Annotated in this window: 9 protein-coding genes; 7 read left to right on the top strand and 2 right to left on the bottom strand. The window is 66.7% G+C overall.

The genetic code is table 11. The features are described 5' to 3' along the window. The coding region (locus tag WB461_RS05510) for a GGDEF domain-containing protein (RefSeq protein WP_423851718.1) at positions 1–952 on the top strand (952 nt) is incomplete at its 5' end. A 63-nt stretch (positions 953–1,015) separates the two neighbouring features. On the opposite strand, the gene WB461_RS05505 is transcribed toward WB461_RS05510, so the two are convergent. Further along, positions 1,016–1,900, bottom strand: a complete 885-nt coding sequence (locus tag WB461_RS05505; protein ID WP_423851717.1) for an alpha/beta fold hydrolase — start codon at positions 1,898–1,900, stop codon at positions 1,016–1,018. Between the two features lie 46 nt (positions 1,901–1,946). Next, a complete protein-coding gene (locus WB461_RS05500; protein ID WP_423851716.1) occupies positions 1,947–2,810 on the bottom strand; it encodes an ATP-grasp domain-containing protein in 864 nt (287 codons plus the stop codon). A gap of 57 nt (positions 2,811–2,867) precedes the next feature. On the opposite strand from WB461_RS05500, the gene WB461_RS05495 reads away from it, so the two are divergent. The 6 genes from WB461_RS05495 to ilvN all read left to right on the top strand — a co-directional run bounded on the left by WB461_RS05495 (position 2,868) and on the right by ilvN (position 9,967). Then, the gene (locus WB461_RS05495) at positions 2,868–3,536 is read left to right on the top strand and encodes a SatD family protein (protein ID WP_423851715.1); all 669 of its coding nucleotides are present in this window, start codon (positions 2,868–2,870) and stop codon (positions 3,534–3,536) included. Then, a complete protein-coding gene (locus tag WB461_RS05490) occupies positions 3,533–4,222 on the top strand; it encodes a hypothetical protein (protein WP_423851714.1) in 690 nt (229 codons plus the stop codon). The genes WB461_RS05495 and WB461_RS05490 overlap by 4 nt, the downstream gene beginning before the upstream one ends. Positions 4,223–4,319: 97 nt before the next feature. Then, complete coding sequence (gene ilvD / locus WB461_RS05485) at positions 4,320–6,005, top strand: dihydroxy-acid dehydratase (protein WP_423851713.1); 1,686 nt, start codon at positions 4,320–4,322, stop codon at positions 6,003–6,005. Between the two features lie 4 nt (positions 6,006–6,009). Next, entirely contained in the window at positions 6,010–7,440 is a 1,431-nt protein-coding gene (locus WB461_RS05480; RefSeq protein WP_423851712.1) for an SDR family NAD(P)-dependent oxidoreductase, read from the top strand. Between the two features lie 230 nt (positions 7,441–7,670). After that, positions 7,671–9,437: an acetolactate synthase large subunit gene (locus tag WB461_RS05475; protein WP_423851711.1), complete on the top strand. Its 1,767-nt coding sequence runs from the start codon at positions 7,671–7,673 to the stop codon at positions 9,435–9,437. After that, complete coding sequence (gene ilvN / locus WB461_RS05470) at positions 9,437–9,967, top strand: acetolactate synthase small subunit (RefSeq protein ID WP_423851710.1); 531 nt, start codon at positions 9,437–9,439, stop codon at positions 9,965–9,967. The genes WB461_RS05475 and ilvN overlap by 1 nt, the downstream gene beginning before the upstream one ends. Positions 9,968–9,981: the final 14 nt, after the last annotated feature.

The following is a 9,981-nucleotide window of genomic DNA, read 5'->3' as shown; positions in this document are numbered from 1 at the left end:
CGCTGCATGGCACCGACAGGCGCGCCTGTGGTTCAGCGGCGTCTTCCTGACTTTGGTGTTCGCGACCATCGTGACCGACTCGTTCGGGATGGATGCGGTGGTCGCGCTGCTGGGCGTCGGCGTGGCGATCGGCTCCGCGTACGGCCTGCTGGTGGCCACCGCCCAGATCGGCCGTCGTTGGTCGTTGCTGCTCTGGCCGGTGGGAACCTGCGCCGGCATCAGCGTGGTCGACCGGGTGGCGCACGTGGGCGCTGGTCTGGTCCTGGGGCTGGTCGTGCTGTCGTTCTTGTACATAGGTATGAGCCAGGTGCCGCACCTCGGGCTGTGGTTCGTCCTGCCCGCGACGCTTCTGGTCTACCAGGTGGGCGATCTGACCTTTCCGATGGCGCTCATCCGGCTGCCGATTGCCGCGGTGGTGTGGGTCATCTGCTGTGAGGGGTTGGCGGCCCTCATCCGCGAGCTGAAGGACAAGACCGCGGAGCTGGAGCGCCTGGCCGCGACCGACAGTCTCACGGGGTTGCTCAACCGGACGCGGCTCGACGCCTTCCTCGAGCGGGCCGGCACCTCTGGAGCAGTAGGCGTGATCGACATCGACCACTTCAAGCCGTTCAACGATCTCTACGGGCATGTCAAGGGTGATGCCGCGCTCGTCGAGTTCGCGGCAGTACTGGTGGGTGGCGTTCGTCCTGGTGATGGCGTGTTCCGCTTTGGTGGCGACGAGTTCCTGGTCATTCTCGTCGATGCCAGTGTGGAGGACGCTGGCTCGATGATCGAGCGGATCCGCGACGTGTGGTCTACCAACCCGAGCGGGCTCACCTTCAGCGCCGGCGTGGCGCAGGCCGGCCCCGACGCGGTGCGGACGGCCGACGACCTCCTCTACCGCGGCAAGCGGCACGGCCGCGACCAGGTCGTCAGGGACGAGGGCGACCCGGAGGTGGCCACCGCGACGTGACGGGCCAGCCGATGGTGCGTCGAAGCGGCTGGCTGTCTGACGCCGCCGAAGGTTCGACCGGGCTCAGCTGGTTCGGGCGAGCAGATGCCGGAGCTCGTCGAGCACGATCTCGGGAAACTCGATCGGGATGAAGTGGGTTGCCGCAAGCTCACGGAAGCGTGAACCCTTGATCCGCTCGGAGGCCGAGAGCATGTCTCGGGCGCCGGTCAGCATGTCCCACTTGCCGGCGATGAACGTGACCGGGACGTCGATCTTGGACAGCGAGACCCGCTGGTGCTCGGACACGCCGATCGCGAGCTTGGCGTACCACGCCGGGTGCGTCGTGCAGAACTCCTGCATCAGCGTCCGCAGCTCGGCGGTGTCGGCGGACGGGTTGATCAACCTGGTGAGCCTCAGCATGTTCGCGGTCGCATTGGTCCAGGGGATGCGCCTGGTCAGTGGGGCGAGCACGTGGCCCGACACGGCGGCCGATCTGGCAAGCCCGACCATGAGCTGTTTGGAGACGGCCGGCGGCATCCGCAGCGGGGCGAGCATCGTGGCGAAGGTGTTGCCGGGGACTCCGGCCACCGCGAGGATGCCGGAAACTCGTTCGGGATGCCGAGCGGCCAGCTCGAATGCGACCGTGACACCGGCCGACCAGCCGGCCACCACCGCCGACTCGATGCCGGCGTGATCCATCACCGCGATGGCATCCTCCACGAAGGCGTCGAGGTCGACTCGGCCATCCGCCGGGCGAGCAGAACCGCCGACGCCGCGGTGGTTCCATGACACGACGTGCACCCCGCAGTCGGGCCGCAACAGGGCGGGCCACGCGTGCGGATTGGTGCCGAGGCCGTTCGAGAGGAAGACGGTGGGCCCCTCGGCATCGTTGGTCCAGGCGCGCAGGCGAGTGCCGTCGGCGCTCTCGACGTCGTAGTAGCGGACGAACGAGGCGGCGGTTGAGTTCACAAAGGGTGATTGTCCATGCCTGCCGGGCCGCCCGCAACGGAACCTGTCAGATCCGGGCCAGCAGCCGGTCGACGAACCGATCCGCACCGCCGCGTGACTCCGGGAGGAACAGGCTTGGTTCGGTGAGCTCGAGCTCGATCACCACCGGACCGTGGTCGGTCGTCACGAGGTAGACCCGGGCGTACATCGGTGGCTCGGTGAGATCCAGGATGTCGGCGACCGCCTCCAGTGCTGCGACGGAGACGGCTCGTTGTGCCGGGGCGGGCTCGCGAGGCGTGATCGACTCCTCGCCGGGCCGTTCCTGATGGATCCCCTCGCCCCGGGTCAGGATCGGACCCTTGCGGATTGCGTGGGAGAGCTGGTTGTCGAAGGACAACGTCGCTGTCTCCCCGCGCCGGTCGACCGACTCGACGAACGGCTGGGTCATCGACGTGCGTCCCGCTGCCATCAGCGCGGCGCTGTGCTCGTAGACATCCTCGGGGGACTCCCACCGAGCGGTGTCGCGCGCGCCCGAGAAGATGGTCGGCTTGAGCACCCACTCGTCATGCCCTCCGAGGTTGTCCCCGCGGCGGACGTCCCAACGCGTCTGGATGATCGGGACCCCCGCAGCCTTGAGCTGCTGGAGGTAGATCTTGTCGGTGTTCCACCGAAGGACCTGTGACTGACTGTGCAGATGCGGCACCGAGTCGGCCCAGGTGAGAAACTCCTCGCGCCGGGTCAGGTAGTCCCAGCACGACCGCACGACGACGGCGTCGTACGCCTCCCAGGTCACCGCCGGGTCGTCCCACACCGTGATCTCGGCGACGAGCCCACGACTTGGGGCCGCTGCGACCAGAAGGTCGAGGTCCGGGTCGAACTCTCGGGTCGACGATGAGGTGACGAAGGTGCGGCCATGGGCGCATTCTGTCATCGCGAAACTTCATGTCATACCTTATTAACACTAAAATATAGTGATAGCCTTATAGGTATGTCGGCTCCACATCCGCACGTCGCCGTGATCGCCGACCTGGTGGGGTCCCGTACCCAGCCCGATCGAGCGGCAGCCCAGTACAACCTCGTCGCAGCGCTGGCCCAGGTCAATCGTTCCGTTGACGCGGTGCAGCCGCTCGCGCCGACGATCGGCGACGAGTGCCAGGGTGTGTACGCCGACGTTCCGTCGGCGCTACGGGCGACCCTGCTGCTCCGGCTGACGTTGGAGGATCCGCTGGACTGTCGCTTCGGTGTCGGGTTGGGGACCTATCGGGATGTCGGTCGCAGCGACTACGGTCCGATGCAGGATGGTCCCGCTTGGTGGGCGGCGCGTGATGCCATCGTGGAGACGAAGGCGAGGGAGAGTCGCAAGCACCGATCACTCCGTACCTGGTACGTCGTCTCCGACGACATGCTGCATGGATCGCAACAGTTCCCCGAGCCCGCTGCGATCAACGCCTATCTGCTGGCGCGCGACGAGATCGTCAGCGGGATGAATGCTCGTAGCCGCCGGCTCCTGCTGGGGCTGCTCGACGAAAGGACCCAGGTGGAGCTCGCAAAGATCGAGGACATCACGCAGTCCGCCGTGTCCCAGAACCTTCAGCGCAGCGGAGCGTATGCCGTGCTGGGAGGCGTCAGCCTCCTGCAGAAGGCGAGTCAGGCATGATCCTGCTTGCTCTGCTGCTGATCACCCTGGGCGCCGCCGATCTCGTGCGCCCGCAGGACCGAGCCCCCACCCGGGCCCAGCTCGCCCGGGCCGTCGTGACAGGCACCGTGGTGCTGTCGCTCGGGGTCTGGGGCTGTGGCATCTCGGCGTGGTGGGTGCCCCTGGGTGCTGGACTGCTGTCGGCCTGGGTCGCGTCGACACCCAGGGACCGGACCCATCCGTGGCCCATCGTCACCCTCGGCGTCGCGGTGCTGGCGATTCTTGCCGCGAGTGCGCAGTCGCCGGTCGCGGACGGCTGGTTGACGTCCTGGTACGACTCGCTGCTGATCGCCTCGCTCGAGGGCGTCTCCTTCGAGCGCTTCGCCCTGGCCACAGCCTGCGTGGTGTTCCTCGTCGAGTCGGCCAACATCATCGTTCGGATGGTCCTGGCCGGCACGGATGCGGGAGTCATGGCGAGCGAGCAGACACTCAAGGGCGGCCGGGTCCTGGGGCCGATCGAGCGGATCCTGATCTTCTCGATGGCGCTGTCGGGCGCCTACGTCGTCCTGACCGCGGTGATCGCCGCCAAGGGCATCCTGCGCTTCCCGGAGATCTCCCGCGATGTCGCTGGACGCAAGGCCGAGTATGTCCTGGTCGGCAGCTTCGTCAGCTGGTCGATCGCGCTCGTACTTGTGCCGCTGATATAAGCCATAGCGTGATACCTAAGAGATATAAGATCCAAGCTGATGTGATGCTACGTCCCTGCGCGTCGGGGCCTGCGGACTGAGCCGTAATCTTGTTCCCATGGCCACCGAGAAAAAGATCGACATCAAGCCCCGCAGCCGCACCGTCACCGATGGCCTGGAGGCCACCGCGTCGCGCGGCATGCTGCGCGCTGTCGGCATGGGCGACGACGACTGGGAGAAGCCCCAGATCGGCGTCGCGTCGAGCTGGAACGAGATCACACCCTGCAATCTGCCCCTCGACCGGCTTGCCAAAGCGGCCAAGGTGGGGGTGCACGCCGCCGGCGGCTATCCGCTGGAGTTCGGCACCATCTCGGTGTCGGACGGAATCTCGATGGGGCACGAGGGCATGCACTTCTCCCTCGTCAGCCGTGAGGTCATTGCCGACTCGGTCGAGACCGTCATGATGGCCGAGCGACTCGACGGCTCGGTGCTGTTGGCGGGCTGCGACAAGAGCCTGCCCGGCATGCTGATGGCCGCGGCCCGCCTCGACCTCGCCAGCGTCTTCCTCTACGCCGGGTCGATCATGCCGGGCAGCGTGGATGGCAAGGACGTTACGATCATCGACGCTTTCGAAGCGGTCGGCGCCTGCATCAAGGGGCTCATGAGCCGTGAGCAGGTCGACAAGATCGAGCGCGCGATCTGCCCCGGGGAGGGCGCTTGCGGCGGGATGTACACGGCCAACACGATGGCTGCCGCCGCCGAGGCTCTCGGCATGAGCCTGCCGGGATCAGCTGCCCCGCCCGGCCCGGACAAGCGCCGTGACGACTATGCGGAAAAGTCCGGCGAGGCCGTCGTGGAAATGCTGCGACAGGGCATCACGGCGCGTCAGATCCTCACCAAGGAGGCGTTCGAGAACGCCATCACGGTCGTCATGGCGCTGGGTGGGTCCACCAACGCCGTGCTGCACCTGCTGGCCATCGCGCGCGAGGCCGAGGTCGACCTGACCTTGGCTGACTTCAACCGGGTCGGTGACAAGGTTCCGCACCTGGGCGACCTGAAGCCATTCGGTCGCTTCGTCATGAACGACGTCGACAAGGTCGGCGGCATTCCGGTCATCATGAAGGCTCTGCTTGACGCCGGGCTGATGCACGGTGACTGCCTGACCGTGACGGGCAAGACGATGGCCGAGAACCTTTCGCACATCGAGCTCGATCTGGATGGCGACGTCATCCGCCCGCTGGATCGGCCGATTCACAAGACGGGAGGAATCACCATCCTGCACGGATCGCTCGCGCCCGAGGGTGCCGTCGTCAAGAGTGCGGGCTTCGATTCTGACGTCTTCCGGGGTACCGCTCGGGTCTTCGACGGCGAGCGCAAGGCCATGGACGCGCTCGAGAACGGCACGATCGTGGCCGGTGACGTCGTCGTGATTCGGTATGAGGGTCCCAAGGGAGGGCCGGGCATGCGGGAGATGCTGGCGATCACCGGTGCCATCAAGGGGGCCGACCTCGGCAAGGAGGTGCTCCTGTTGACCGATGGGCGTTTCTCCGGCGGAACGACCGGCCTGTGCGTGGGCCACGTGGCGCCCGAAGCCGTCGACGCCGGCCCGATCGCCTTCGTTCGTGATGGTGACCCGATCGTCTTGGACATGGCCAACCGCACGCTTGAGATCGAGGTCGACCCCGCCGAGCTGGAGGCTCGCAAGGTCGGCTGGGAGCCACTGCCACCCAAGTACACGAAGGGCGTCCTCGCCAAGTACGCCAAGCTCGTCAGCTCGGCGGCCGACGGCGCCGTGTGCGGTTGAGGTCGTGACCGAATCGATCGATCCTGACGAGCTCGCAGTCGCACTCAAGGTGCTGGCCGCCGCCGAACGGCTTGCTGAGGAGGATCCTGACTACGTCGCACTCCGGCGCGCGTGTGGAACCTTCTACAAGAACGTCAAGAAGCACCGGCGGCTCGACAAGCGTGCCCAGGTCGCGGCCGCGGATCGCGCGGTGGTCGCGGCCACCGCAACGGGTTCGCCGACCCGGATCGACGATGAGACCGAAGGTATTCCGCTGGTGTCGAACGCGGCCGGCGCCTCGGCGGGCACTCTGCTGGTCGCCCGGCCGTGCTACATCTGCAAGCAGAAGTACACCGCCGTCGACGCGTTCTACCACCAGCTCTGCCCCGAGTGCGCCGCGCTCAACCGATCCAAGCGGGACGCACGAACCGACCTGACCGGTCGGCGCGCGCTGCTGACGGGAGGACGTGCCAAGATCGGCATGTACATCGCGCTTCGGCTGCTCCGCGACGGTGCGCACACCACGATCACGACCCGGTTTCCTCACGACGCCGTTCGACGATTCACCGCTATGCACGACAGTGCGGACTGGATCCATCGACTACGCATCGTCGGAATCGACCTGCGTGACCCGGCCCAGGTCGTGGGTTTGGCGGACGCGGTCGCAGAGCAGGGGCCGCTCGACATCCTGATCAACAATGCCGCGCAGACCGTGCGCCGCACGCCCGGCGCGTATGCGCCGCTGGCCGAGGCCGAGTCGGCACCGTTGCCGGCGGGGCCGCTGCCGGAGCTGCTGACCTTCGGGCACACCAGCGATGCGCACCCGGCCGCGCTGGTCGGTTCGGTCGCGGCCCATCCCGTGCTGGCCAGCGACGCTCACACCGCCGAGGAGCTGACGTCGCTGGCACTGTCGGCGGGCTCGGCCGATCTGGAGCGGATCGACGCCGGGGGGCTCGTGCCGGACACGGTCGACGTCAACAGCTGGACGCAACGGGTCCACGAAGTCGACGCGCTGGAGCTGCTCGAGGTGCAGTTGTGCAACACGACCGCGCCCTTCATCTTGGTCAGTCGGCTGCGTCCGTCGATGGCCGCAGCCGACGCGCGGCGGACGTACGTCGTCAACGTCTCGGCGATGGAGGGCCAGTTCAGCCGTCGCTACAAGGGGCCGGGACACCCACACACCAACATGGCCAAGGCGGCTCTCAACATGCTGACCCGCACCAGCGCGGGCGAGATGTTGGAGCGGGACGGGATCCTGATGACCGCCGTCGACACCGGGTGGATCACTGACGAGCGCCCCCACCCGACCAAGGTGCGGCTCGCCGAGGAGGGATTCAAGGCTCCGCTGGACCTGGTCGACGGGGCCGCCCGGGTATACGACCCGATCGTCCGCGGCGAAACCGGTGATGACGTGCACGGCGTCTTCCTCAAGGACTTCGAGGCCTCTCCGTGGTGAACTCGAATCACCGTCCACATGGTGGTACGGATTGTCTCAACACTTGACCACGAGTGGTCTGCGGACAACACTGGACGCGTGCATGCAGAGATTCTCGTAGTACGCGTTTGACGCGATGGCCTGATCCGGCCCCGCGTCTCCCTCGATTGCCCTCGGGCCGAGGGATTTTTTTATGCGAACAGCCGGGTCGCTCGACGACATACGATTGACCGAAACAAAGGACCGACATCATGACCGAGCAGCTCACGGGGGCCCAGAGCCTCGTGCGGGCGCTGGAGCACGCCGAGGTGGACACCATCTTCGGCATTCCGGGCGGCGCGATCCTGCCTGCGTACGACCCCCTCTTCGACTCCGAGCAGATTCGCCACATCCTGGTGCGGCACGAGCAGGGTGCGGGGCACGCGGCCCAGGGCTACGCGATGGTGACCGGCAAGGTCGGCGTCTGCATGGCGACGTCAGGTCCCGGTGCCACCAACCTCGTCACCGCGATCGCCGATGCCCACATGGACTCGGTCCCGATCGTCGCGATCACCGGCCAGGTGTCCAGTGGATCGATCGGGTCTGACGCCTTCCAGGAGGCCGACATCCGAGGGATCACGATGCCGATCACCAAGCACAGCTTTCTGGTGACGGACGCCGACGAGATCCCCCGCGTGATCGCCGAGGCGTTCCACATCGCGGGCACCGGCCGGCCCGGGCCGGTCCTGGTCGACATCTCCAAGGACGCCCTCCAGGCAATGACGACCTTCGCCTGGCCGAACGAGCTGGCGCTGCCGGGCTATCGCCCGACGACCCGACCGCACGGCAAGCAGGTCCGCGAGGCTGCTCGGCTGATCGCTGCGGCCGAGCGTCCGGTGCTGTACGTCGGCGGAGGCGTGATCAAGGCCAATGCCTCGGCCGAGCTCAAGGTGCTGGCTGAACTGACCCAGATCCCGGTCGTCACGACGCTGATGGCCCGAGGTGCCTTTCCCGACTCGCACGAGCTCCATCTGGGCATGCCCGGCATGCACGGAACGGTCGCGGCTGTCGCCGCCCTGCAGAAGAGCGACTTGCTGATCTCCTTGGGCGCGCGCTTCGACGACCGCGTGACGGGCCAGCTGTCCTCGTTCGCGCCGCTCGCCAAGATCATCCACGCCGACATCGACCCGGCCGAGATCTCCAAGAACCGCACCGCCGACGTCCCGATCGTGGGTGACTGCCGCGAGGTCATCGCCGACCTGGTGTCGACGCTGCGCAAGCAGACTGTCGAGGATGGAGTGGAAGGCGACTACAGCGCCTGGAAGTCGCAGATGCTCGGGATCAAGGAGCGCTACCCCGTCGGTTACGACAAGCCCGACAATGGCCTGGCTCCGCAGACCGTCATCGAGCGGATCAGCGCGATCGCTGGTCCCGAGGCGACGTACACCGCCGGAGTCGGCCAGCACCAGATGTGGGCTGCGCACTACGTCGACTACGAGCGTCCACGCCAGTGGCTCAACTCCGGTGGACTCGGGACCATGGGCTACGCCGTGCCCGCTGCGATGGGTGCACAGGTCGGGCTCCCCGGCACCGTGGTCTGGGCGATCGACGGCGACGGTTGCTTCCAGATGACCAACCAGGAGCTCGCAACCTGCGCGATCGAGGGCATACCGATCAAGGTCGCGGTCATCAACAACTCCTCGCTCGGCATGGTCCGCCAGTGGCAGACACTTCTGTACGAGGGGCGCTACTCCAACACCGACCTCAACACCGGGCCGGAGTCGATCGGTGCACGCCGCATCCCGGACTTCCTCAAGCTCGCCGAGGCGTACGGCTGCGTCGGCCTGCGTTGCGAGTCCGAGGAGGATCTCGATGCGACGATCGAGAAGGCCATGGCCATCACCGATAGACCTGTCGTGATCGATTTCGTCGTCGAGCGCGACGCCATGGTGTGGCCCATGGTGCATGCCGGCACGAGCAATGACGCCATCCAGATCGCGCGGGATCTCGCTCCTGCGTGGGACGAAGAGGACCTCTGATGACCGCACACACTCTTTCCGTGCTGGTCGAGAACACCCCGGGTGTCCTCGCCCGCGTCTCGAGCCTGTTCATGCGCAGAGGCTTCAACATCGACTCCCTGGCGGTCGGCCCCACCGAGATCCCGGAGATCTCACGGATGACCATCGTCGTGAACGTCGACGAGCTGCCGCTCGAGCAGGTCACCAAGCAGCTCAACAAGCTCGTCAACGTGCTCAAGATCGTGGAGCTCGACTCGCACAGCGCGGTCGAGCGAGAGCTCATGCTGATCAAGGTCAAGACCGACGCGCAGACCAGGGGACAGGTGCTCGAGACCGTCCAGCTCTTCAGGGCTAAAGTGGTCGACGTTGCCACCGATGCCGTGACGATCGAGGCGACGGGAGACGCGGGCAAGCTCACCGCGATGCTGAACGTCCTCGAGCCGTTCGGGATCCGCGAGATCGCCCAGTCGGGACGCGTGGCGATTGGCCGCGGATCCCGTTCCATCACAGACCGCACCCTGCGCGCCGTTCCCGGCACGCACGCAAGCTAGATCCAAGGAGAAGC

Origin of the sequence: Aeromicrobium sp. (genome assembly GCF_049587115.1) — a bacterium.
Classification (GTDB): Bacteria; Actinomycetota; Actinomycetes; order Propionibacteriales; family Nocardioidaceae; genus Aeromicrobium.
This window is presented reverse-complemented; position numbering and strand designations above follow the sequence as displayed.

What these genes read in the sequence shown, in the direction of transcription:
- WB461_RS05500 (WP_423851716.1), bottom strand. Translation starts at nt 2,810, where the DNA reads ATGACAGAATGCGCCCATGGCCGCACCTTCGTCACCTCATCGTCGACC.
- WB461_RS05495 (WP_423851715.1), top strand. Translation starts at nt 2,868, where the DNA reads ATGTCGGCTCCACATCCGCACGTCGCCGTGATCGCCGACCTGGTGGGG.
- WB461_RS05490 (WP_423851714.1), top strand. Translation starts at nt 3,533, where the DNA reads ATGATCCTGCTTGCTCTGCTGCTGATCACCCTGGGCGCCGCCGATCTC.
- ilvD (WP_423851713.1), top strand. Translation starts at nt 4,320, where the DNA reads ATGGCCACCGAGAAAAAGATCGACATCAAGCCCCGCAGCCGCACCGTC.
- WB461_RS05475 (WP_423851711.1), top strand. Translation starts at nt 7,671, where the DNA reads ATGACCGAGCAGCTCACGGGGGCCCAGAGCCTCGTGCGGGCGCTGGAG.
- ilvN (WP_423851710.1), top strand. Translation starts at nt 9,437, where the DNA reads ATGACCGCACACACTCTTTCCGTGCTGGTCGAGAACACCCCGGGTGTC.